Source organism: Pseudomonas sp. LBUM1676 (assembly GCF_059695605.1).
In genome coordinates, this window is sequence record NZ_CP166777.1 from 1,598,262 (window position 1) to 1,622,628 (window position 24,367).

Genomic DNA, 24,367 nt, shown 5'->3' on the forward strand with positions numbered 1-24,367 from the left:
AAATGAACCGAAAGTTCGAATCTTGCAAACACCGAAAGCTATCACATACCCAATTTGCTGAAGCGAGGCCAGCTGGTCGCGACTCAGTACCCGAATTTCTTGACGACCATAGAGCATTGGAACCACCTGATCCCATCCCGAACTCAGCAGTGAAACGATGCATCGCCGATGGTAGTGTGGGGTTTCCCCATGTGAGAGTAGGTCATCGTCAAGATTAAATTCCGAAACCCCTATCTGCGTATGCAGGTAGGGGTTTTGTTTTTGGCCCCGCACTACCCCGAATTCCTTCGTCGAACATCCATCCCGAAAAAATCGCTCTAAAATGACCGCACGGTTTTTGGTATGGTGCAGCTCGTTTTTTAATGGACTATTTTCAAGCCTGAGGATCGGCACCCCCTTTACAGTCAAAGAGCTGCTGCAGAAATGCCCGAACCGATACCGATCAAGGACCACGAACAAGAGACGCGCCTGGTCAACAAACGCCTGATGGCCTGCGCCCTGTTCGTCGTCGCCATTACTTGCGCACTGGTCGTGCGCCTGTATGTCCTGCAAGTGCTCGAGTTCGACTACCACTCGACGATCTCCGAAAACAACCGCGTGCACGTATTGCCGATCACCCCGACCCGAGGGCTGATCTATGACCGCAACGGCGTGGTCCTGGCCGATAACCGCCCCAGCTTCAACCTGACGATCACCCGCGAACGCGCCTCCGATATCAAGGGCGAGCTGGACGAAGTGATCAACCTCCTGCATTTGCCAGCCGAAGACCGCGCGCTGTTCGACAAGGCGATGAAGCAGGCGCGCCATCCGTTCGTACCCGTCACGCTGTTCTACGAACTCAGCGAAGAACAGATCGCGGTACTCGCCGTGAATGAATTCCGGCTGCCGGGGATCGACGTCGAACCGCAGTTCGTTCGTCACTACCCGATGGGCGCGCACTTCGCGCATTCGATCGGCTACGTCGGCCGTATCAACGAGAAAGAATCCAAAACCCTGGATACGGTGGAATACCGTGGCGCCCAATCCATCGGCAAGACCGGCATAGAGAAATTCTACGAGTCGAAACTGCACGGCCACGTTGGCTATGAAGAAGTCGAAACCAACGCCCAAGGCCGGGTGCTGCGCGTGCTCAAGCATACCGATCCGACCCCGGGCAAAAACATCGTCCTGAGCCTCGACGTCAAACTCCAGGAAGCCGCCGAGCAGGCATTGGGTGATCGTCGCGGTTCAGTGGTCGCACTCGACCCGTCGACCGGCGAAGTGCTGGCCATGGTCAGCAAGCCAAGTTTCGACCCGAACCTGTTCGTGACGGGCATCAGCTTCAAGGAATACGCGGCGCTGCACGACTCCATCGACCGGCCGCTGTTCAACCGCGTACTGCGCGGCCTTTATGCCCCCGGCTCGACCATCAAACCGGAAGTGGCGATTGCCGGCCTCGACGCCGGCGTGGTCACCCCGCAGACCCGCGTCTACGATCCGGGCTATTACCAATTGCCGGATTTCGACCACAAATACCGCAACTGGAACCACAGCGGCGACGGCTGGGTGGACATGGACGCGGCAATCATGCGTTCCAACGACACCTACTTCTACGACCTGGCGCACAAGCTGGGCATCGACCGCCTGCACGACTACATGGCGATGTTCGGTCTCGGCGAGAAAGTGTCCCTGGACATGTTCGAAGAGTCTGCTGGCCTGATGCCATCCCAGGCCTGGAAGCGCGCCACGCGCCGACAGCCATGGTTCCCTGGGGAGACGGTGATCCTGGGCATCGGCCAGGGCTACATGCAGGTCACGCCGCTGCAGCTGGCCCAGGCTACTGCGCTGATCGCCAACAAGGGGGTCTGGAATCGGCCGCACCTGGCCAGGACCGTGGATGGCGTAGCGCCGGTGGATGAGCATCCGATGCCGAACATCCTGCTCAAGGACCCGCGTGACTGGGAGCAGGTCAACCACGGCATGCAGATGGTCATGCACGACGCTCGCGGGATTGCCCGGGCGGCAGCGGCGGGGGCGCAGTACCGCATTGCCGGCAAGAGTGGGACGGCGCAGGTGGTGGCGATCAAGCAGGGTGAGCGCTACAACCGGGCGAAAACCCTGGAGCGTAACCGCGACAACGCCTTGTTCGTCGGCTTCGCCCCGGCCGAGCATCCGAAGATCGTCATTTCAGTGATGATCGAAAACGGCGAGGCCGGTGGTCGCGTCGCCGGTCCCGTGGTGCGGCAGATCATGGACGCCTGGCTGCTCGACCAGGACGGCCACCTCAAGCCGCAATATGCCGCGCCGATCAAAAAACCAGGCGACCCTCACGTCTGACCGATCGAGGCTTCACAGCACAGGCTCACGAATGCTGAGCATGTGCTGGAAGCTGTCAAGGAATACGGTTTCGGCCTGACTCATCTTCTGCTCGCGATTCCACAACAGCTGGATATCGAAATCCACCACTCCGTCTTCCGGCGGCAAACGCCAGAGCAAACCTTGCTCGACATCCCGCCGCACCAAGTGCGTCGGTAGGCAGCCAATACCAAACCCTGCGCAAATCAAGCGGTAAATCTCTTCAAAACTCGTCGATGAAGCAACGATCTTGCCGGTAAATCCCTGCTGGTCGCGAAACAGTGTCAACGGCGAGAGGTTACCGCCGAGCTGATCGCTGGTGAAGCTCACGAAATGCTCCGCCGCGAGTTGTTCCAGGGTCAGGTTCTCTTGGCCGAACAGTCGATGACGCTGGCCGCAGAAGTACGCATAAGTCTCACGAAACAGAACGCGTTGCTCCAGTCGCGGTTGCGGTAAACGGCACAGTCCAACGCCGATGGTCGCGGTCTTTTGCAGCAGCGAACTGATGATGTTCGAGCTGCCCATCACCTCCACTTCAAACTCGATTTTCGGGTGGGTTTCATGGAAATCGGCGAGGAAGTCATCGTAATGTCGTGCTTGCACGCCACTGACGGTAAGGATGCGAATCTTGCCCACCAAGTCGTCGTGGCGACTCTCCACCACTGTGCCCAGTCGGGAAATATCACCATAGATTTCCGCGGCAATGCGCAGCACTTCTTCCCCGGTTTCCGTCAGATCGAAGCGGCGTCCACTGCGGGCAATCAGCACACATTCCAGCTGTTCCTCCAGCCGTTTCAGGGCCTGGCTGACCGCCGATTGCGTGATGTGCAACCGCGCCGCAGCGCGGCTCATGCTGCCTTCCTGGCCGATCACCAGGTAGGTGCGCAACAGATTCCAGTCGAGGCGGTCGTTCAGAAAGCGGCGGCCGACCCACGGGTTAGTGGAGGACATAAATATTCCATGTAGTAGTAGTGCTAATAGTAAAGATAAGAATATGAAAATTGACTAATCCTGGCACGGAAGCGATAAAGCCCACAAGCGCCACAGAGTGCAACCGTTAACCAGCCTTCACTACCTGCCCAAAACTATAAATACACAGGGTCCTTGCATGCACACTACCCCTCAACCGCGTCGAGCCGCGGCCGCCGCCTTTATTGGCACGACCATCGAGTTCTACGACTTCTACATTTACGCCACAGCGGCGGCGCTGGTGCTCGGGCAGGTGTTCTTTCCCAGCAGCGACCCGGTGATGAGCACGCTTGCCGCCTTTGGCAGTTTCGCCGTCGGCTTCATCGCCCGGCCCATGGCCGGCATGGTCTTCGGCCATTTGGGTGATCGCTTGGGTCGCAAGAAAATGCTCCTGGTGACCATGGCCCTGATGGGCGTGGCCACCGCAGGCATCGGCCTGTTGCCCAGCTACGCCAGTGTCGGCATCTGGGCGCCGATCGGCTTGATCGTGCTGCGCCTGATCCAGGGCATTTCCGTCGGTGGCGAGTGGGGCGGGGCGGTGTTGATGGCCAGCGAACACGCACCGGCCAAACGCAAGACCTTCTACGCCTCTTTTGCCCAGCTCGGCAGCCCGGCCGGTCTGTTGCTGGCCTTGATCGCCTTCCGTCTGGTGACCTCGCTGGAGCCCGAAGACTTCCTCGCCTGGGGCTGGCGCCTGCCGTTTCTCGCCAGTGGTGTGCTGATGATGGTCGGCCTGATGATTCGTTCCGGGGTTCACGAGTCGCCGGAATTCGCCAAGGCGAAAGACAACAACGAGACCGCCAAGTACCCGGTCAAGGACGTGATCCGCACCTGCTGGCGGCAGATCCTGTTTGCAGCTGCCGCCGTGACCATCGGTTCGGCCGGGTTCTTCTTCACCAACACCTTCATGATCACTTACGTCACCCAGTACCAGGGCATCGCCCGCTCAACGATTCTCGATTGCCTGTTCCTGGTGACGGTCATTCAGCTGCTCTCGCAACCCCTCTCGGCACTGCTCGCCGAGCGCATCGGCGAAGGCCGCTTCCTCAAGCTCGTCGCGCTGCTGTGCATGGTCACGCCTTACCCGATGTTCCTGCTGGTGGGCACGCAGAACATTGTGTTGATGACCCTGGGCATCGCCCTGGCGGTGGTGATTCTTTCGGCGCTGTATGCGGTGATTGCCGGCTATATGACCCAGGCATTCCCGGTGCACCTGCGCTACTCGGGCATTTCCATCGCGTACCAGCTCAGCTGCGCACTGGCCGGCGGCACCACGCCGCTGATCGGCACGCTGCTGGCAAGCAAGTTTTCCGGACAATGGTTGCCGCTGGCGGTGTTCTTCACGTTGCTCTCGGCCCTGTCCCTGATCGGTGTTTGCGGCCTGGCCCGCCTGCGCGCCAACCCGGTCGTCACCCACGCAGCTAAAGAGGTGTATTCGTGAGTAAACCTGAACACATCGGCCCGGTTGAATGGAAGGCCCGTTGCGAACTGGCGGCGCTGTATCGCCTGGTCGCGCACTTTCGCATGACCGATCTGATCGACACCCATATCACCCTGCGCATTCCGGGGCCTGAGCATCACTTTCTGATCAACCGCTACGGGGTCATTTTCGACCGCATGCGTGCTTCGGACCTGGTGCGCATCGATCAGGACGGTCGAGTGGTCGATCCGTACTATGAAGGTCACCGGGTCAACGCCGCCGGCTTCGTCATTCACTCGGCGATCCACATGGCCCGCCCGGATCTCAACTGCGTGATCCATACTCACACTGCCGCCGGCATGGCCGTTGCCGCGCAGAAGCATGGACTGCTGCCGATCAGTCAGCACGCGCTGAAGTTCTACGGCAAGCTGGCGTATCACACCTATGAAGGCATCGCGTTGTCGCTGGATGAGCGCGAGCGCTTGATTGCCGACCTGGGGCCGCACCGGGCGATGATCCTGCGCAATCACGGCTTGCTGGTCGGTGGTTCCGGGGTGGCTCAGGCGTTCCAGGAAATCCACTTTCTGGAGCGCGCCTGTCAGGCACAGGTGGCGGCGCTGGCCGGTGGTTCGGCGCTGCAGTACCCGTCCCCGGAAGTCTGCGCACACACCGCCGAACAGTTTGACCGCGATGAGCAGGACAACATCATCGACCTGGCCTGGGAGGCCGCTCTAACCCTGATCGAATCCCAGCGTGAGTCCTACTTATCGTGAAAACCGACATCAACACCGTGGTTCTGCTGTCCCGCGACACCTTGCTGCTCAAGCAACTGCAAGCCGCGTTTGCCCGCAGCGCACCACAGCTCACCACCGTGCTGGCGGATGATCCGCGGGCCAGGAATGCGCAGATTGCCGCGTGCTGGTTTCCCTTGCCGGGCAGCCTCAGCGCATTGCCGAACCTGCAAGTGATTCACTCGGTGGCGGCCGGTATCGATCACCTGGAGCACGACCCGTCGTGCCCGGATTTGCCGGTGTGCCGGGTGGTCGATCCTGGCCACCGCCAGGGCATGACCGAGTACGTGCGCTGGGCCGTGATCCACTATCACCGCGGCTTCGATCAGGTGCTGCTGCAGCAACGGCAACAGCACTGGGAGCGGCCGCTGCAACGGGCGGCGAGACAGTTCAAGGTCGGGGTGATGGGCCTGGGGTCGTTGGGCAGCGCCATTGCCCAGGATCTGGCCGCGGCCGGGTACGACGTTCGTGGCTGGGCCCGCCGCAGCAAGGATCTGCCGAGTGTGCAGACCTTTGCCGGCGCGCAACAGCTCAATCCGTTTCTCGATGGCCTGGAGCTGCTGATCAACCTGCTGCCCTTGACCAATGAAACCCGCGGCATCCTCGGCAATGCCACGTTCGACCGACTCGCCAACGGCGCCGCGCTGATCAATTGCGGCCGGGGCGGGCACCTGAACATCGACGACCTCGAACACGCGCTCAAACGAGGAAAACTGCGCGGCGCGCTGCTGGATGTTTTCGAACAGGAACCGCTGCCAGCCGATCACCGCCTCTGGACAATGCCCGGCGTCACCATCACCCCACACATGGCATCGGCCGCTTCCCACGACTGCATCGCCGAACAAGTAGCGGAGAACTTTCGCCGTCTTAATGCCGGTAAACCCCTATTGAATTGCGCCGACCGAACATTGGGTTATTAACAAGAAAGTGCCTTGCGAACTCGCCCGCTTAACTGGGCGAGATACAACAATAATCCTCACTACGAACATTTTACTGCCAGTCAAAACAATTAAATAACGAGTTCTCTATGAACTCCTGGAGACAGTGATGAGCGAGTTATCGCCTGTAGAAAAGTCCGGCGCACCTGCGCAAGTTGCAACCAACATGAAAAAAGTCGCCGTGGCCAGTGTGATCGGCACCACGGTGGAATGGTACGACCTGTTTGTCTTTGCCACGGCTTCGGCGCTGGTGTTCAACAAAGTATTCTTTCCGGACTTCGATCCGTTGATCGGTACCTTATTGGCGTTCGGTACGTTTGCGTCGGCGTATCTGGCACGGATTGTCGGTGCGGCATTGTTCGGGCATTTCGGTGACCGCCTGGGACGCAAGTCGATGTTGTTGGTTTCGCTGTTGACCATGGGCGCCGCAACTTTCGCCATCGGACTATTACCGAACTACGCGGCCATTGGTATCTGGGCACCGATACTGTTGTTGCTGCTAAGGGTGATTCAAGGCCTGGCGCTGGGCGGCGAGTGGGGCGGTGCGGTATTGATGGCGGTGGAACATGCGCCCGCCAACAAACGCGGCTTGTACGGTTCCTGGGTACAGATCGGCGTTCCCGCCGGGACCATGATTGCCAACCTGGCCTTCCTGCTGATTGCCGCGTGGCTGTCCCCCGAGGACCTGTTGGCCTGGGGCTGGCGTATTCCGTTCCTGGCCAGCGTGCTGCTGATTGCCGTGGGCTTGTACATCCGCTTGAACATCTCGGAAACCCCGGCCTTCAACAAGGTCAAGGAGGCCGAGGTGCAGGTGAAAATGCCGCTCGCCGAAGTGTTCCGCAAGTACTGGAAACAAGTGGTGCTGGGCGGGATCGCCACCATGTCGACCGGTGCATCGTTCAACATCATCGTCGCGTTCGGCCTGACCTACGGTACACAGAATCTCGGCTTCAGTCGCAGTGTGATGCTCGGCGTGGTGCTGCTGTCCTGCGCCTGGTGCATCGTCATGTTGCCGGTGTTCGGCGCACTGTCGGACCGTTACGGGCGCAAGCCGATCATTGTCGCGGGCATTGTGGCCGAAGCCCTGGTGGCGTTCCCGATGTTCTGGTTGATGGACACCAAAGAGTTGTCATTGGTGATCTTCGGTTACCTGTTGTTGATGACCGCCTTTGCCGCCAACTACGGGCCGATTGCGACTTTCCTTGCGGAGTTGTTCGGCACGCGGGTGCGCTATTCCGGGTTGTCGATCAGCTACATGCTGTCCGGCCTGCTCGGCAGCGCGGCGACACCGATCGTTACCACCGCATTGCTGGCGGCGACCGGCAAAGGCTCTTCGGTGGCCTGGTACATGATCGGCGCTGCGTTGATTTCGTTGGTGGCGCTGTTGCTGCTGACCGAAACCTTCAAGCGGGACATCAGTGAAATCCCGGCGGCGGTGCCTGCCGGTGATCCAGCCTTCAAACCGGTCAAATCGGCCGTTGCCTGATTAAAGGAACTCAATAACATGCGCAGAATTCAGTCAGCCCCGGGCTTCATCGGCCCGGTCGGCCCTTACTCTCAGGCGGTGGTCAGCGGCCACCTGGTGTTCACCGCCGGGCAGATTCCGGCCCAGAGCGGGCTCGATGACCAGCCCGCCGACTTCACCGGGCAGGTGCGGCAAACCCTGCGTAATTTGCAGGCGATCCTGATTGAAGCCGGGTCCGACTTCAGCCACGTGATCAAGGTCAACGCCTACCTCACCGACCCCGCGCAACTGGAACCATTCAATGCGGTGTACCGCGAATTACTCGGCCATGCGCCGCCCGCTCGCACCACGGTTTGCGTGGCGCTTTGGGGGGTGTCGCTGGAAATCGACTGTGTCGCCGAATTGATTGTCAGGGAGTCGCAACATGAATGAGTCGCAGCTGATCGAGCAGTTCAAGACCGTGAGCTTTGCGACCCTGGGGCATTTCCTCGAGGAGGGCTTTGCCGACTCACAACTGCGGGCCATGGTGCCCAATGTGAAAATGGTCGGCCGCGCGCTGACCCTGAAACTGGTGGGCGCCGATGCCATCGCGGTCAATCAGGCCCTGGCGTTGATCCAGCCCGGCGATGTGCTGGTGATCGACACCGGTGGCGACTGGCAACACGCCCCGGTCGGCGCCGTCACCCGTTGCGCGGCGAGCTGCGCCGGTGCGGTCGGTATTGTGGTGGACGGCGCGGTCACCGATCTGTTGGAACTGCGTGAAGCCGGGCTACCGGTCTTCGCTCGCGGCACCAGCCTGCTGACCACCAAGTTGCACGGTCGTGGCGACAGTCAGATCAATCAGCCGATTCACTGCGCCGGCGTGACCGTGCGTCCCGGTGATCTGGTGCTGGCGGATGACAATGGCGTGCTATTCCTGGACTGGCAAACGGCGGCCGGTGTCATCGATCAGGCCTTGGCCTCGGATGCTGCCGAGCCGCACTTGCTAGAACGCTTGCGGGCCGGTGAGCCGTTGGCGCAGGTGTTACGCGTTTAAGCCGTCAGGCAGCGCTGCAGGCTCTCGATAAAAATCGTCTCGGCCCGGCTCATGCGCTGCTCGCGGTTCCACAGCAAATGAATGTCCACATCGGCAATCCCTTCACGGGGCGGCAGGCGCCAGAGCAATCCGGCTTCGACGTCCGCCGCCACCACGTGCTCGGGCAGACAGCCAATACCGAACCCGGCGATCACCAGTCGCCGGACTTCTTCCAGGCTCTGTGACGAGGCGACGATCCGTCCGCTGAACCCCTGCTGATCACGGAAAATCGTTAGCGGCGAGAGCATGCCGCCGATCTGGTCACTGGTGAAGCTGACGAAATTCTCCCGCTGCAAATCCCCTTCGACCACGTTCTGCCGGCCGAACATTGCATGGTGCTTGCCGCAGAAAAACGCGTAGCGCTGACGCAGGAACAGCCGTTGCTCCAGGCGCGGTTGCGGGCGGCGATTGAGGCTGAGGCCGAGGGTCGCGGTCTTTTCCTGCAGGGCGCTGACGATGTCGGAACTGCGCATCACATCGACTTCCAGATCCACCCGCGGATACTGGCGATGGAAGTCCGCGAGGAAGTCATCGAAGCGCTCGGAGAAGATCCGGCTGATGATCAGCAAGCGCACCTTGCCGATCACTTCGTCGGCCGGTTGCTCCAGCACGCTGCTGACCTGGGACATCTGGCCGTAGATCTCACCGGCCAGTTCGAAGATCTGCTCGCCGACTTCGGTCAAGGCAAACCGTGGCCCGCGGCGGGCGATCAATTGCCTCCCCAGTTGTTCTTCCAGACGCTTGAGCGCTTGGCTCACCGCCGGTTGGGTCAGGTGCAAACGGGCGGCGGCGCGGCTGATGCTCAGTTCCTGGCCGATTACCCGGAAGGTGCGCAGCAGGTTCCAGTCCAGGCGGTCATTGAGCAGGCGTTGCACATCGCGTTCGGCCATGGGGCTCTCGATTATAAGCTGTAGTAATACTTAGCATAATAAATAGAAAATTGACTAATCATAGCCCCGGGCCGATAAATCACCCCCAGACAGGCGCCACCAGAGTGCCTTGATTCAGCCGTTTCTCTCCTGCCAAAAAAACAAGCAAAGGAGTCCGACCCATGAAGCCCCAAGCTTCGTCCCAGCCGCGCCGTGCGGCAGCCGCAGCCTTTATCGGCACCATGATCGAGTGGTACGACTTCTACATCTACGCCACTGCCGCCGCGCTGGTGTTCGGTGCGCTGTTCTTCCCCTCCGACGACAAGTTGTTCAGCACCATGGCCGCCTTCGGCACCTTCGCCGTGGGCTTCTTTGCGCGACCGTTGGGCGGGATTATCTTCGGCCACATCGGCGACCGCATCGGACGCAAGAAATCGTTGATCATCACCTTGCTGATGATGGGCGTGGTCACGGTGTGCATCGGCTTGCTGCCGACTTACGCGCAAATCGGCGCGGCGGCGCCGGTGCTGCTGATTCTGCTGCGCATCGTCCAGGGCATCGCCGTCGGTGGCGAGTGGGGCGGGGCGGTGTTGATGGCCGGCGAGCATGCACCGAAAGGTCGTCGCAATTTCTTCGCTTCTTTTGCCCAACTCGGCAGCCCGGCGGGTCTGATCCTGTCGTTGCTGGCCTTCAGCGCGGTCACTCGTTTGCCGGAAGAAGACCTGATGAGCTGGGGCTGGCGCCTGCCGTTCCTCGCCAGTTCGCTGTTGTTGCTGGTCGGCCTGGCGATTCGCCTGGGTGTGAATGAGTCGCCGGAGTTCCTCGCCAGCCGCGAACTGGCCAGCAAAAGTACGCGCAAGGAGCAGGCACCGGTCATGGAGGTCCTGCGCACCGCGTGGCGTCCGCTGTTGCTGTGCATCGGCGCCAACACCCTGGGCATCGCCGGGGTGTATTTCACCAACACCTTCATGATCGCGTACACCACCCAGCAGCTTGAGTTGCCGCGCTCGTTGATCCTCGAATGTCTGTTCGTGGTGGCGATCATTCAGTTCTGTATCCAGCCGCTGGCGGCGTGGGTGGCCGAGAAGATGGGCGCGACCCGATTCCTGTGCCTGGTGTCGTTACTGGCCATGGCGTCTCCCTACCCGATGTTCGTGCTCGTCAGCTCGGCGCAGGCGCCGCTGATCATCCTCGGCATTGCCCTGGCGGTGGTGTGCATGGCGTCGTTCTACGCGGTGATCGCCGGTTACGTCAGCGGCATGTTCGAGACCCGTGTGCGCTACACCGCGATCTCCCTGGCCTATCAGATTTGCGGAGCCCTGGCCGGTGGCCTGACGCCGCTGATCGGCACGATGCTGGCGCACAAATTCGCCGGCCAATGGTGGCCGATGGCGGTGTTCTACAGCCTGATCGCCGCGACTTCGCTGATCTGTGTTCTTTCCCTTGCCCGTCGCCATGCCAGTGCTGAACGCATTGAATTGGCCAACGCCTGACGCCGATCCATTACGAACAACGAACCCCTGTAGGAGCTGGCTTGTCGGATCGCCGCACCGCAGCGAAGGCGGCGGAACAGTCAACAGCGATGTCGTCTGACACACCGCTATCGCCAGCCAGCCGGCTCCTACAACAGAAATCATCGTTTCCAGCTGAATTTTCGTGGAGTGACTTATGTTGAAGATTAACGGCGAACGCCTGTGGGCGAGTCTGATGGCCATGGCCGAAATCGGCGCCACCGCCCGTGGCGGCAGTTGCCGCCTGGCCCTGAGCGATGAAGACAAGGCCGGTCGCGAACTGTTTTCCCACTGGTGCCGCGAAGCCGGCATGACCCTGAGCGTGGATGCCATCGGCAACCTGTTCGCCCGCCGCGCCGGCACCGATCCGGACGCTGCGCCGGTCATGATGGGCAGTCACCTCGACACCCAGCCTGAAGGCGGCCGATTCGATGGAGTGTATGGCGTACTCGCCGGCCTGGAAGTAGTGCGTTGCCTCAACGATCTGGGGATCCAGACCCGCAAGCCGCTGGAAGTGGCGGTGTGGACTAACGAAGAAGGCGCGCGCTTTACCCCGGCAATGTTCGGCTCGGCGGTATTCACCGGGATCATGCCACTGGACGCGGCACTGGCGGTGCGGGACGTCGATGGTATCAGCGTCGCCGACGAGTTGAAGCGCCTCGGTTATGCCGGCGAGCGCCCGCTGGGTGGCGCAGTGGACGCGTACTTTGAGGCCCACATCGAACAAGGGCCGATCCTTGAAGACAACGCAAAAAGTATCGGTGTGGTCAGCGGCGGTCAGGCGATTCGCTGGCTCGACGTGCGGGTCGAAGGCATGGCCGCCCACGCCGGTACGACGCCGATGCCACTGCGCAAGGACGCCTTGTCCGGGGTGGCGCGGATGGTTCAGGCGATCGAAGGGTTGGCCAGCGATTTCGCCCCTGAGGGCCTGACCACCGTCGGCGAATTGAGCATCAACAAATCGTCGCGCAACACCATTCCCGGGCTGGTGAATTTCACCGTCGACCTGCGTCATCACCGCGACGAAGCCATCGAGGCGATGGAGCAGCAAGTGCGTGCACGACTGCAGGCAATCGCCGACGCTCGCGGCTTGAAGCTGACGATCACGCCGCACTGGATCAGTCCGGCGACGCCGTTCGACGCCGATTGCGTGGCGGCGGTGCAGCAGGCGGTGGATGCGCTGGGCTACGCTCAGCAATCGATTGTCAGCGGCGCCGGGCATGACGCGATTCACCTGGCGCGGTTCTGCCCGACGGCCATGGTGTTTATCCCGTGCGTCGGCGGCTTGAGCCATAACGAAGCGGAAGATGTATTGCCCGACGATGTGCGACAAGGCACCGATGTGCTGCTCAACGCCGTGCTGGCTCGCGCCGGAAGAGCTGAATAAACGCAATCCATGTGGGAGCGACGGTGCGGCGATCCGACTTGCTCGCGAATGCGGTGGGTCAGTCACCCTCTCTGTTGAATGTTAAACCGCATTCGCGAGCAGGCTCGCTCCCACAGGAGGGCTCGCTCGGTTTCAATATTTACGTTAACTGACAGGTATCGACCCCATGCGCAGTTTTTTCCATCCCGAACAATTGCTTCACCATCCACGCAGCTATTACTCCCGCGGGCAGATGCGTACGCCACAGGAAGTCCCGGAACGTGCTCAACGATTGGTGCAGGCCTCGCATTCGCTGGGCTTTACGGTCGAGCAACCGACCGATGCCGGGCTCGATCCGCTGCTGGCGGTCCACGGCGCGGCGTACCTGGCGTTCCTGCAGGAAGCCCATCAACGCTGGAAAGAAGTCCCCGAGGACTGGGGCGATGAAGTGATGTCGAACATCTTCGTCCGCGAACCCAACGCCTTGCGTGGAGTTCTCGCCCAGGCTGCGCGTTACCTGGCCGACGGCAGTTGCCCGGTGGGCGAGCAGACCTGGCGTTCGGCCTATTGGTCGGCACAGAGCGCTGTCGCCGGCGCCCAGGCGTTGCTCGATGGCGAACCTGCCGCCTACGCCTTGTGCCGTCCACCAGGTCACCACGCCAGGGCGGAAGCGGCGGGCGGTTTTTGTTATGTCAATAACGCGGCGGTGGCGGCGCAGGTGCTGCGCAACGGTTTTTCGCGGGTCGCGGTGCTCGACACCGACATGCACCACGGGCAGGGGATCCAGGAGATTTTCTACGACCGCGACGATGTGCTTTATGTCTCGGTGCATGGCGATCCGACCAACTTCTATCCGGGGGTGGCCGGGTTCGCCGATGAGTGTGGTGTCGGGAAAGGCGAGGGGTTCAACCTCAACTTGCCGATGGCCCATGGCGCGAGTGAAGCGCACTTCCTGGAACAACTGGAAGTGGCGCTGCACGCGGTAAAGGACTTCGGTGCCGAGGTGCTGGTGCTGTCCCTGGGGTTCGATATTTTCGAGCTGGATCCGCAGAGCAAAGTGGCCGTGACTCGGGAAGGGTTTGCACTGCTGGGCGAGCGGATTCGTAGCCTTGGCTTGCCGTGTTTGATTGTGCAGGAGGGGGGGTATCATCTGGAGAGTCTGGAGGATAATGCCCGGGCGTTTTTTGTGAACTGCGAGGTGTGGCAGCTCTGAGTTTGATGGTGACTGGGAGGCCGCTTTCGCGAGCAAGCCCGCTCCCACAGCGACCGAGTTGTATCGCAGATTTGTGAACGACGCTGAACCTGTGGGAGCGAGCCTGCTCGCGAAGAACAATAACGCGGACCACCTGACGGAACACAAGCGCTCTGCGGCACTTGCCATAGCCCTGACGTTAACGTAAAGATTGCGCCAGGCCGCTGAACTTAAAATGAGCGCAAAGCGGACCGATCCGGAGCGCTTGATGACGCTGATAAAAACAACTACCCCCAAGCTGCACCGCGAAGCCCGGCTGGCCCGGGAAAAACTCCATCTCGAGGGCGAAGTCCCGGATGGCGTGTTGCGGGCGGAAATCGACGCTTCGTGGCGACGCAGCCTCAGCCATGGCGTGAATTTCAATGCCAAGCACGAGCTGGCGCTGGAATCGAGTGCGAGCCTCGACGTGCTGCTGGCGAGCAATCGACTGCTGATCGACGCGGCATTGCCGGCAATCGATTATCTGGCTGAACGCCAGGGCAAGGAAGGGCTGATTATCCTGGCCAATTCCGACGCGACAATCCTCGCCGTCGAAGGGCGCGCGGACCGGCTCAAGGGCAGCGGCCTGCAAGACATCACCCTGGGTGCCTGCTGGAGCGAAGCCGCTCGCGGCACCAATGCCCTGGGCACCGCACTGGTGGAAGCCCGGCCCACGCTGATCGATTGCGGCGAGCATTACCTCGATCGATTGACCGATTTCTCCTGTACCTCAGTGCCGATCTATTGCCCGCAGGGCGACATCCTCGGCGTCCTCGACCTGACCCGCGAAGGCCCGCTGGGCCGCGTCCACGACAGCACCGCGTTGCTGGCCATGGCCGTCAGCCAGATCGAAAGCCGCGTATTCAACGCCAGTTATCCGGACCAGATCGTGCTGGCGTTCCACAGCCGTCGGCAATACCTCGAATCCCCTTGGCAAGGCCTGTTGGCGGTGAGCCTCGGCGGGCAGATTCTCGCGGTCAGTGCCCAGGCCTGCCAGTTGTTGCGCGCCGAGCGCTCGGCGCTGGTCGGTCGACGCTGCGAAGAGTTTCTTGGGGTCGATGGCCTGCAACTGTTATCGCGTCTGCACCAGGGCGGTGTCGGCAGCTTGCAGACCGCCAAAGGCGAATTCTTCTACAAGACCCTGCGCGCGCCCCAGCGCTCGATCAACGTCAGCACCCCACCGCGCACCACCGCCAAAACCGCCAAGGCCCAACCGGACCTCGAATCTCTGGCCGGCAGCAACGTCCGTTATGCCCGGGCCTTGCGCATGGCCCGCCAGGGTCTGGCCAATGAACTGCCGGTGTTGCTGCTCGGTGAGACCGGCACCGGCAAGGAAGTCATCGCCCGTGCCCTGCATATGGCCGGCGCCCGTTGCGACAAACCTTTTGTCGCGGTGAACTGCGCGGCGATCCCCGAAGGCCTGATCGAGTCGGAACTGTTTGGCTACCGCGAAGGCGCGTTCACCGGTTCCCGTCGCGGCGGGATGATCGGGCGTTTGCAACAGGCCCACGGCGGCACCTTGTTCCTCGACGAAATCGGCGACATGCCACTGGCCCTGCAAGCACGTCTGTTGCGCGTGCTGCAGGATCGCAAAGTCGCCCCGCTGGGTGCAGGCGAAGAGCAAGACATCGACGTCGCACTGATCTGCGCGACCCACCGCGATCTCAAGCGTCTGGTGGAAGAAAAGCATTTCCGCGAAGACCTGTTCTACCGGGTCAACGGCATCAGCGTGATGCTTCCGGCATTGCGTGAACGCGACGACTTCAGCGGCCTGGTCGGTCGCTTGCTGGCCAAACTCGACGCGCCAACGATGGTCTTGCATGACGACTTGAACCGCTTGCTCGGCGCCTATCACTGGCCGGGCAACATCCGCCAACTGGAGATGGTCCTGCGCACCGCGCTGGCCATGCGTGAACCGGGCGACACGGTGCTCACCCTCGATCACTTGCCCGACAGCATGCTCGACGAGTTGACCGCCACTGAACGCCCTCAGTCGGGGAGCATTCGCGAAAACGAACTGGAGTTGATTCGCCAATCCCTGGACACTCACCAGGGCAACGTCTCGGCCGCCGCCGACGCTCTGGGCATCAGTCGCGCGACCCTGTATCGCAAGCTCAAACAGTTGCGCTCGTGATGCAGCGCCTGATCGTTCGGCTGATCCACAGCCAGGATCCCGAGGCCTTGCAAGCGGCGTTGCGCTGGCTCTACAGCTTTGTGCGACCCCATCGCCTGGCGATTGCCGGGCTGCTCGGCCTGTCGGCCTGTGCTTCGGCCCTGGTGCTGGTGCAGCCGTGGCTGACCAAGTTGCTGATCGACGACGGCCTGCTGGCGCGCAACTTTTCCATGCTGGTGCTGATCGCCGGGCTGATGATCGTGGCCGGGTTGCTCGGGACGCTGCTATCCGGGGTCAATCGTTACCTGCACACGCGGCTGTCCGGACGAATTCTGTTTGCCCTGCGCGATGATCTATACCGACATTTGCAAAAGCTCTCGCCGGGTTTCTACGGTCAGCGGCGCATCGGTGACCTGATGTCGCGCCTCGATGGCGACGTGGCGGAGATTCAACGCTTTGCCGTGGATTCGCTGTTCTCGGCGGTATCGAGCGTGATCGGTCTGGTGGTCGCCGTGGCGATGTTGGTGACCCTGTCGTGGCAACTCTCGCTGCTGGCCTTGGTACTGATTCCCCTCGACGTGCTCTGGCTGCGCTGGATGCGGCGCAAGGTCGAGCGCGATGTGCGGCAATTGCGCGAGCGTTCGGCGGACATGTCGTCATTCATGGTCGAGACCTTGCCGGTGATGAAATTCATCCAGGCCGCGGGCCAGCAACAACGGGAAGCGCGGCGGCTGGAGACCCTGGGGCAGGGCTACATGAGCCAGCTGCTGCGCCTGCAAGTGACCGAGTTCTTCACCCAGGCCGTGCCCGGCACCCTGACGTCGCTATCGAGGGCCTGTGCGTTCTTGATTGGCGGTTACTGGGTGGTGCAGGGGACTTGGCAACTGGGCGCGCTGATCGCGTTTTCGACGTACCTGGGCATGGCGGTCGGACCGGTCCAGAGCCTGCTCGGGCTCTACGTCGCCATTCAACGGATGACCGTCAGCCTCGGGCGGGTCATGGAGTTGCGCGGAGAACAGCCGACCGTGCTCACGCCGGATGCGCCGCAGCCGATGCCAAGCTCTGGCGAGCTGCGGTTCGATAATGTGCACTTCAGCCATCCCGGTCGCCCGACGACCCTGCGCGGTATCGAAGCCCATATTCCCTACGGCTTGAAAGTCGCCCTCAGCGGAGGCTCCGGGGTTGGTAAATCGACCTTGATCGACCTGCTGCAGCGGCACCACGATCCCCAATCCGGCCGGGTGTTGCTGGGGGAGGTCGACTTGCGGGACCTGGACCTGTTCCAGCTGCGTCGACGAATTGCCGTGGTCAGTCAGGACATCGTGCTGTTTCGAGGCAGCCTCGCCGACAACCTGGCCTACGCCGCACCGGATGCCACCCGCGAGGCGATCGCCGAAGTGGCGCGGCTGGCGCAACTGGACAGCTTGATCGCGTCGTTGCCCGAAGGCCTCGACAGTCCCTTGGGCGAGCGCGGCCAGCAGCTGTCCGGCGGGCAGAAACAACGCATCGCCATTGCCCGGGCACTGTTGCAGGACCCCCTGATCCTGGTGCTGGACGAAGCCACTTCGGCGGTGGATGAAGCCACCGAGCGCGAAGTGATCGAGGCCATCGACCGGCTGTTTGCCGCACGTACGCGAATCCTCATCAGCCATCGTCCTTCGACCCTGGCCGATGCCGATCTGCGCTTTGAGTTGCTCGACGGCGTGTTGACGTCGAAAACGGTGCCCCATGAAGCCTGAGTTGCGTATTGGCGTGGTGGACAGCGGTCACTCGGCGGCGCAGCGGGTGCAGGTGGTCGCCGGGCGACGGTTCTCGTTACTGGCCGATGGCCTGGCAGAAAGCGATCTGCGCGACGATCCGCTCGGCCACGGCAGCGCCGTGATCGAGGCTATCGGGCGGCGGGCGCCGGCGGCGGTGTTTTGCGTGGGCCAGGTGTTCGACCAGCGTGGGGTCACCAGCGCCTTGCAGATCGCCACGGCCATCGACTGGCTGGTGGCGCAGGACGTGCGCCTGATCAACCTGAGCCTTGGTCTGCGTCAGGATCGCAGCCTGCTGCGCGAAGCCTGCGCCGCGGCGGTGGCTCGGGGCATTCTGCTGTGTGCGTCCAGTCCGGCCCAGGGCGAGGGCGTGTACCCGGCGAATTATCCACAGGTGTTGCGGGTCACCGGTGACGCGCGTTGCGCCGAGCAGGAATGGTCGTGGCTCAACAGTGCCCAGGCGGATTTCGCGGCCTGCGTGCACGGGACGTATCCGGGGCAATCCGGCGCCAGTCTGGGCTGTGCGGCCTTGAGCGGGCACGTTGCGGGTTACCTGGTGGCGCATCCCCAGGCGAGCAACCAACAGGTCATCGAATGGTTGCGCGAAAATGCCCGATATCGCGGCCCTGAACGGCGCTCCGGCGCATGACCGCCATCGTCATTCTTGGCGCCGGCCCGGCAGGTGCGGCCGTCGCGCTGGGGTTGAGGCGGCTCGGTCATGCCGTGACCCTGGTCAGTGAGTGGCGTCGCTTTGCCGCGCTGGAAGGCGTTTCGGTGCGGGTGCTCGAGGCGCTGCGAGGTGCGGGGTTGAATCGGGCGCTGGCAGAGGCGGCGTTGCCTTCCCAGCGCCAGGTGTCGTGGAACGGCCAGCAGCACGCGCAAAACATCGAATATCTATTGGATCGCCCGTGCTTCGATCGAGGCCTGCGCGAGGACCTGCGCCTGGCGGGCGTCGAGCTGATCGAAGCCCGGGTGTTGACGGTTCACACGTCGGCGGCGGGACATCGGATCGAGCTCGAAGGCCGCCCGGCGCTGCTGGCGGATTTTCTGGTGGAGGCCCGGGGCCGTCAGGCGCCGGCGCTTGGCAAGGGCCTGCGCGGTCCGGAGACGGTCAGCCTGCTCAATCGCTGGCAAGGCACGCCTGGCACCACCGCCAGCGCCGTGGAAAGCCTGGAGGACGGCTGGGTGTGGATGGCGCGGCGCACCGATGGCCAGTGTTACTGGCAATGGACGGTCGACGTCGCCAGTTCCGGGTTGCCAGGCAAGGCGCAGTTGCTCGATTACTGCCGTCAGCGACGCCAGGACTCGGCGTTGGCGCAGGTTTTTTTTGCGCACGGGCCTGAGCTCGATCTGCAGCTGCATGCGCGCAGCAGCACGGCGATTCTGTGCCCGCAGGTGTGTGGCGAGCACTGGATTCGGGTCGGCGATGCGGCCATGGCGGTGGATCCGCTGTCGGGCAACGGGATTTTCCAGTCGCTGTCTTCGGCGTTACAGGCGCCTACGGTGATCAACACACTGTTGCGCAAACCTGAACGAGCGGCGCTGGCGCAACGGTTTCATCAGCAGCGGGTCGAGCAGTTGTTTTTGCGATTTGCGCGGATCGGGCGCGATTTTTATGCCGATGAGCAGCGCTGGTCGGAGCAACCGTTCTGGCAGGCGCGGCGACAGTGGCCGGATACCGGGCTCGCCCACGCCGAGGCGGATTTCAACGCGCTGAGAATCGAGCGCGCGCCGGTGCTCAGGGATGGCTTTGTCGATGAGGCCGAGGTGGTGATCACGGCCGATCAGCCATTGGGTATCTGGCATGTGCAGGGGATCGAGTTGGCGCCGTTGCTGCGGCGGTTGCGTACCGAACCGGCGGCACAGGCGTTGGCGGGGTTGACGGTGGAGCAGGGGCGAGTGGTGCGCAGCTGGTTGCTCGCCCAGGGATTCAAACCTGACTGATGCTTCCCGCACGCGGTGGCAACGCCACGTCGCCGATTGCATATCCACGATGAACGATGAACCATGGATGGTCAGCGCAAGGCAGAAACATCGAACCCGACACCGCCACGACGGTCTGCTCCCTATACCACCGAATTGTTTGTTCAAGGAGACGCTCGCATGCCCGAAGCATTGACTCTAAACCAACGTATCGTCCTGGCATCGCGCCCCACAGGCGCGCCGACGCCGGAGAATTTCCGCCTGGAAAGGCAAGCGCTGCCGGACCTGGCCGACGGCCAGGTGCTGCTCAAGACCCTTTACCTGTCGCTGGACCCTTACATGCGCGGGCGCATGAGTGACGCGCCGTCCTACGCCGCGCCGGTGGAAATCGGCGAAGTGATGACCGGTGGGGCGGTCAGCCGGGTCGAGCGCTCGCTGAACCCGAAATTCCACGAAGGCGATCTGGTCGTCGGCGCTACCGGCTGGCAGAGCCACAGCATCAGCGACGGTCGCAATATCATGCCGGTGCCCTCCGGGCTGCCGAGCCCGTCGATGGCGCTGGGTGTGCTGGGCATGCCGGGCATGACCGCCTACATGGGACTGATGGACATCGGCCAGCCCCAGGCCGGCGAAACCCTGGTGGTCGCGGCCGCGTCCGGTGCGGTGGGCTCGGTGGTCGGCCAGGTGGCGAAGATCAAAGGCCTGCGGGTGGTCGGCGTGGCCGGTGGTGAGCAAAAGTGCCGATACGTGGTCGAAGAGCTGGGCTTTGATGCCTGCATCGATCACAAGAGCGCCAACTTCGCTGATGAGCTGGCCCAGGCATGTCCCGACGGCATCGACATCTATTACGAGAACGTCGGCGGCAAGGTGTTCGACGCGGTGCTGCCGCTGCTCAACCCCAAGGCGCGGATTCCGCTCTGCGGTCTGATCGCTTCGTACAACGCTCACGAGGCACCGACCGGGCCGGATCAGCTGCCGCAACTGCAGCGCACCGTGCTGACCAAGCGGGTGCGGATCCAGGGCTTCATCGTCTTCGACGACTATGGCGATCGTCAGCCGGAGTTCATCAGCGCCATGGCGCCCTGGGTGCGTGACGGCAAAGTGAAATTCCGCGAGGATGTGGTCGATGGTCTGGAGAATGCGCCCGAGGCGTTCATCGGTCTGCTCGAAGGACGCAACTTCGGCAAACTGGTGGTTCGGCTCGCGCAGACCGAGTAATTGACACTGCTATTTGACGCTCAATGGAGGCGCGGGTATAAACCGCGTCTCGTTGTTTTGTCGGACTTTTCCCCCATGAGCTTCAGCCCTCTGATTCGCCAACTGATCGACGCCCTGCGAATTTTGCCAGGTGTCGGTCAGAAAACTGCCCAACGCATGGCGTTGCAGCTGCTCGAGCGTGATCGCAGCGGTGGCTCGCGCCTGGCCCTGGCACTGAGTCAGGCCATGGAAGGAGTGGGCCACTGCCGGTTGTGCCGCACCCTGACCGAAGACGATCTTTGCCCGCAATGCGCCGACACCCGGCGCGACGATACCTTGCTCTGCGTGGTGGAAGGACCGATGGATGTCTATGCGGTGGAGCAGACCGGCTTCCGTGGGCGCTATTTCGTGCTCAAGGGACACCTGTCGCCTCTTGACGGTCTCGGGCCTGAGGCCATCGGTATTCCGCAATTGCTGGCGCGGATCGAAGAGGCGGGCACCTTTACTGAAGTTATCCTGGCAACCAACCCGACAGTGGAAGGTGAGGCCACGGCGCACTACATCGCCCAGTTGCTCGACAACAAAGGCCTGATCGCCTCGCGCATCGCCCATGGCGTGCCCTTGGGCGGCGAATTGGAATTGGTCGATGGCGGGACGTTGGCGCATTCGTTTGCGGGGCGTAAGCCGATCGCTTTGTAGCGCCTGAACTGACGCCTTCGTCGGAACTACCTGATTCACACAATCTTGTTGAAAACCAAGCAAGCGCTCGGTTAACTTCGCTGAACCTTCAGTGGAGTTCGCCGATGCCTGCCTATCAGGAATACTTCGATCCCAGCCACCAATTGGTCCGCGACAGCGTCAGGCGTTTCGTCGAACGCGAGATTCTTCCCGACATCGACCAATGGGAAGAAGCCGAGAGTTTCCCCCGCGAGCTCTACCTCAAGGCCGGTGCGGCGGGGATTCTGGGAATCGGCTACCCCGAAGCTCTGGGCGGCAGCCACGAAGGTGACCTGTTCGCCAAGGTCGCGGCCAGCGAAGAGCTGATGCGCTGCGGTTCCGGTGGCCTGGTGGCGGGGCTGGGCTCGTTGGACATCGGCCTGCCGCCGATCCTCAAATGGGCCAGGCCTGAAGTGCGTGATCGCGTGGTCCCGCCAGTGCTGGCCGGGGAGAAGATCAGCGCGCTGGCCATCACCGAGCCCAGCGGCGGCTCCGACGTGGCCAACCTGCAAACCCGCGCCGTGCGTGATGGCGACTGCTATCGGGTCAGCGGCAGCAAGACCTTTATCACCAGTGGCGTGCGCGCGGACTTCTACACGGTTGCGGTGCGTACCGGCGAGCCAGGGTTTGGCGGCATCAGTCTGCTGCTGATCGAGAAGGGCACACCCGGTTTCACCGTGGGTCGGCAGCTCAAGAAAATGGGCTGGTGGGCGTCGGACACCGCCGAGCTGTTCTTCGACGATTGCCCGGTGCCCGCAAGCAATTTGATCGGCGCGCAGAATATGGGCTTCGCCTGCATCATGGGCAACTTCCAGAGCGAACGCCTGGCCCTGGCGCTGATGGCCAACATGACCGCCCAGCTTGCACTGGAGGAAAGCCTGAAATGGGCCCGTCAGCGCGAAGCCTTCGGCAAGCCCATCGGCAAGTTCCAGGTGCTCAAGCATCGCCTGGCGGAAATGGCCACGGCGCTGGAAGTCTCACGAGAGTTCACCTACCGCCAGGCGGCGAAAATGGCGGCCGGGCAGAGCGTGATCAAGGAGATTTCCATGGCGAAGAATTTTGCGACGGACACGGCAGACCGGATTACCCGTGATGCGGTGCAGATTCTGGGGGGATTGGGGTATATGCGCGACAGCCTGGTGGAGCGGCTGTACCGGGATAACCGGATTCTGTCGATCGGCGGTGGGACGCGGGAAGTGATGAACGAGATTATCAGTAAGCAGATGGGGCTTTAAGTTTCGGGTGTTGCGGCGTCAATGCAGACGCCGCCTTACTTATCGTCCAATGCAAACTGCGTCAGGCAAAAAGTAGCAATCCCCATATCTTCCAACCGCTGCGACCCACCCAGCTCCGGCAGATCAATGATCGCCGCCGCTTCATGCACCCGCGCGCCCATGCGCCGGATCAGGTTCGCCGCGGCAATCAGCGTACCGCCGGTGGCAATCAGATCATCGAACATCACCACCGAATCGCCTTCGCACAGGCTGTCGGCATGGACTTCAAGAAAGGCTTCGCCGTACTCGGTCGCATAACCCTCGGCCAGCACCTCGGCCGGCAGTTTGCCCTGCTTGCGGAACAACACCAGCGGCTTGTTCAACTGATAGGCCAGCACCGAACCGATCAGAAAACCACGGGCGTCCATTGCGCCGATGTGGGTGAAGTCGGCTTCGACATAACGGTGGGCAAAGCTGTCCATCACCAGGCGCAGGGCCGTGGGCGACTGGAACAACGGGGTGATGTCGCGAAAGATCACGCCCGGCTTGGGGAAGTCGATCACGGGGCGGATCAGGGATTTGATGTCGAAGGAGTCGAAGACCATCGTCGAAGTGTCCTGGCAGGCTGCAAACGTCGCAGTATAACGGCGGCTGAACCGTTTCGCTCAGCCGCAACCATGGCTGTCAGCCTTCGATCGAGCCGCCGGCCAGGGCGCAGAGCTGGATCGGGTCCAGAATATGGATCTCCTTGCCTTCAGCGGCAATCAGTTCATTTTGCTGAAAGCGCGTAAACACCCGGGACACGGTTTCCACCGCCAGCCCCAGGTAATTGCCGATTTCGTTGCGCGACATGCTCAGGCGGAACTGATTGGCCGAGAAACCCCGGGCGCGGAAGCGGGCCGAGAGGTTGACCAGGAACGTCGCGATGCGCTCGTCGGCGGTTTTCTTCGACAGCAGCAACATCATTTGCTGATCGTCACGGATCTCGCGGCTCATCACCCGCATCAACTGCCGGCGCAGTTGTGGCAGTTGCAGCGCCAGCTCGTCGAGGCGCTCGAAAGGGATTTCACACACCGAGGTGGTTTCCAGGGCTTGCGCCGAGACCGGGTGTTTTTCGGTGTCCATGCCCGACAAGCCGACCAGTTCACTCGGCAGATGGAAACCGGTGAGCTGTTCTTCGCCACCATCGCTCAGGCTGAAGGTCTTCAGGGCGCCGGAGCGAACTGCATAAACGGAATCGAACGTGTCGCCCTGACGGAACAGGAACTCGCCCTTTTTCAGCGGGCGGCCACGTTTGACGATTTCGTCCAGCGCTTCCATGTCTTCCAGATTCAGAGAAAGTGGCAAGCAGAGGGGGGCCAGGCTGCAATCCTTGCAATGGGCCTGGCTATGAGCGCGCAGTTTTACTGGCTCGGACATTTCTTCAATCCTTGTGGGAAAAAACACACATAAGCCGTAAGGGTAACTCACGGGAGGA

General features: G+C 62.0%; 21 protein-coding genes and 1 rRNA gene. 18 read left to right on the top strand and 4 right to left on the bottom strand.

All coding sequences use genetic code 11. The features are described 5' to 3' along the window. The first annotated feature begins 98 nt into the window (after positions 1–98). Together rrf and mrdA are read left to right on the top strand one after the other, a co-directional pair. Positions 99–214, top strand: a 5S ribosomal RNA gene (gene rrf, locus ACA041_RS07425). A 209-nt stretch (positions 215–423) separates the two neighbouring features. Next, positions 424–2,316 (top strand): penicillin-binding protein 2, encoded by a 1,893-nt coding sequence (gene mrdA, locus ACA041_RS07430; protein WP_497440527.1) that lies wholly within the window; start codon positions 424–426, stop codon positions 2,314–2,316. A gap of 12 nt (positions 2,317–2,328) precedes the next feature. Here mrdA and ACA041_RS07435 read toward each other — a convergent pair whose 3' ends face one another. Next, positions 2,329–3,285, bottom strand: a complete 957-nt coding sequence (locus ACA041_RS07435; protein WP_497440528.1) for a LysR family transcriptional regulator — start codon at positions 3,283–3,285, stop codon at positions 2,329–2,331. A 157-nt stretch (positions 3,286–3,442) separates the two neighbouring features. On the opposite strand from ACA041_RS07435, the gene ACA041_RS07440 reads away from it, so the two are divergent. The 6 genes from ACA041_RS07440 (at position 3,443) to ACA041_RS07465 (ending at position 8,953) form a co-directional block, all read left to right on the top strand. Continuing rightward, positions 3,443–4,744 carry an MFS transporter gene (locus ACA041_RS07440; protein ID WP_497440529.1) on the top strand — a complete coding sequence of 434 codons (1,302 nt, stop codon included), beginning with the start codon at positions 3,443–3,445 and terminating at the stop codon, positions 4,742–4,744. After that, positions 4,741–5,496, top strand: coding sequence for a class II aldolase/adducin family protein (locus ACA041_RS07445; protein WP_497440530.1), 756 nt, complete (start codon positions 4,741–4,743; stop codon positions 5,494–5,496). The genes ACA041_RS07440 and ACA041_RS07445 overlap by 4 nt, the downstream gene beginning before the upstream one ends. After that, entirely contained in the window at positions 5,493–6,434 is a 942-nt protein-coding gene (locus tag ACA041_RS07450) for a 2-hydroxyacid dehydrogenase (RefSeq protein WP_497440531.1), read from the top strand. The genes ACA041_RS07445 and ACA041_RS07450 overlap by 4 nt, the downstream gene beginning before the upstream one ends. 127 nt (positions 6,435–6,561) lie before the next feature. Further along, a complete protein-coding gene (locus ACA041_RS07455) occupies positions 6,562–7,938 on the top strand; it encodes an MFS transporter (protein WP_497440532.1) in 1,377 nt (458 codons plus the stop codon). Between the two features lie 18 nt (positions 7,939–7,956). Next, on the top strand, positions 7,957–8,349 hold the full coding sequence (locus tag ACA041_RS07460; RefSeq protein WP_497440533.1) for a RidA family protein: 393 nt from the start codon (positions 7,957–7,959) through the stop codon (positions 8,347–8,349). Beyond that, positions 8,342–8,953 (top strand): RraA family protein, encoded by a 612-nt coding sequence (locus ACA041_RS07465; protein WP_497440534.1) that lies wholly within the window; start codon positions 8,342–8,344, stop codon positions 8,951–8,953. The genes ACA041_RS07460 and ACA041_RS07465 overlap by 8 nt, the downstream gene beginning before the upstream one ends. Here ACA041_RS07465 and ACA041_RS07470 read toward each other — a convergent pair. Continuing rightward, a complete protein-coding gene (locus ACA041_RS07470) occupies positions 8,950–9,882 on the bottom strand; it encodes a LysR family transcriptional regulator (RefSeq protein ID WP_497440535.1) in 933 nt (310 codons plus the stop codon). The two genes, ACA041_RS07465 and ACA041_RS07470, sit on opposite strands and share 4 nt — an antisense overlap. Positions 9,883–10,043: 161 nt before the next feature. On the opposite strand from ACA041_RS07470, the gene ACA041_RS07475 reads away from it, so the two are divergent. The 10 genes from ACA041_RS07475 to ACA041_RS07520 all read left to right on the top strand — a co-directional run bounded on the left by ACA041_RS07475 (position 10,044) and on the right by ACA041_RS07520 (position 22,911). Continuing rightward, the gene (locus ACA041_RS07475; protein ID WP_497440536.1) at positions 10,044–11,354 is read left to right on the top strand and encodes an MFS transporter; all 1,311 of its coding nucleotides are present in this window, start codon (positions 10,044–10,046) and stop codon (positions 11,352–11,354) included. A gap of 175 nt (positions 11,355–11,529) precedes the next feature. Further along, on the top strand, positions 11,530–12,759 hold the full coding sequence (locus ACA041_RS07480) for a Zn-dependent hydrolase (protein WP_497440537.1): 1,230 nt from the start codon (positions 11,530–11,532) through the stop codon (positions 12,757–12,759). A 166-nt stretch (positions 12,760–12,925) separates the two neighbouring features. Beyond that, on the top strand, positions 12,926–13,951 hold the full coding sequence (locus ACA041_RS07485; RefSeq protein ID WP_497440538.1) for a histone deacetylase family protein: 1,026 nt from the start codon (positions 12,926–12,928) through the stop codon (positions 13,949–13,951). Between the two features lie 247 nt (positions 13,952–14,198). Continuing rightward, positions 14,199–16,103, top strand: coding sequence for a sigma-54-dependent Fis family transcriptional regulator (locus tag ACA041_RS07490; protein ID WP_497440539.1), 1,905 nt, complete (start codon positions 14,199–14,201; stop codon positions 16,101–16,103). Further along, the gene (locus ACA041_RS07495; protein ID WP_497440540.1) at positions 16,103–17,821 is read left to right on the top strand and encodes an ABC transporter ATP-binding protein; all 1,719 of its coding nucleotides are present in this window, start codon (positions 16,103–16,105) and stop codon (positions 17,819–17,821) included. The genes ACA041_RS07490 and ACA041_RS07495 overlap by 1 nt, the downstream gene beginning before the upstream one ends. Continuing rightward, positions 17,811–18,488, top strand: coding sequence for a subtilisin-like serine protease QhpE (gene qhpE, locus ACA041_RS07500; RefSeq protein ID WP_497440541.1), 678 nt, complete (start codon positions 17,811–17,813; stop codon positions 18,486–18,488). The genes ACA041_RS07495 and qhpE overlap by 11 nt, the downstream gene beginning before the upstream one ends. Then, positions 18,485–19,783 (top strand): flavin-dependent monooxygenase QhpG, encoded by a 1,299-nt coding sequence (gene qhpG, locus ACA041_RS07505; RefSeq protein WP_497440542.1) that lies wholly within the window; start codon positions 18,485–18,487, stop codon positions 19,781–19,783. Before qhpE ends, qhpG begins: the two co-directional genes overlap by 4 nt. Positions 19,784–19,942: 159 nt before the next feature. Beyond that, positions 19,943–20,980: an NADPH-dependent curcumin/dihydrocurcumin reductase gene (curA, locus tag ACA041_RS07510; protein ID WP_497440543.1), complete on the top strand. Its 1,038-nt coding sequence runs from the start codon at positions 19,943–19,945 to the stop codon at positions 20,978–20,980. Positions 20,981–21,055: 75 nt separating this feature from the next. Beyond that, the gene (gene recR, locus ACA041_RS07515; RefSeq protein ID WP_497440544.1) at positions 21,056–21,658 is read left to right on the top strand and encodes a recombination mediator RecR; all 603 of its coding nucleotides are present in this window, start codon (positions 21,056–21,058) and stop codon (positions 21,656–21,658) included. 104 nt (positions 21,659–21,762) lie between these two features. Then, the gene (locus tag ACA041_RS07520; RefSeq protein ID WP_497440545.1) at positions 21,763–22,911 is read left to right on the top strand and encodes an acyl-CoA dehydrogenase family protein; all 1,149 of its coding nucleotides are present in this window, start codon (positions 21,763–21,765) and stop codon (positions 22,909–22,911) included. A 35-nt stretch (positions 22,912–22,946) separates the two neighbouring features. Here ACA041_RS07520 and ACA041_RS07525 read toward each other — a convergent pair whose 3' ends face one another. Both ACA041_RS07525 and fnr read right to left on the bottom strand, forming a co-directional pair. Next, a complete protein-coding gene (locus ACA041_RS07525) occupies positions 22,947–23,495 on the bottom strand; it encodes an adenine phosphoribosyltransferase (RefSeq protein ID WP_497440546.1) in 549 nt (182 codons plus the stop codon). Positions 23,496–23,574: 79 nt separating this feature from the next. Further along, positions 23,575–24,309: a fumarate/nitrate reduction transcriptional regulator Fnr gene (gene fnr, locus ACA041_RS07530; RefSeq protein WP_497440547.1), complete on the bottom strand. Its 735-nt coding sequence runs from the start codon at positions 24,307–24,309 to the stop codon at positions 23,575–23,577. Positions 24,310–24,367 lie beyond the last annotated feature (58 nt).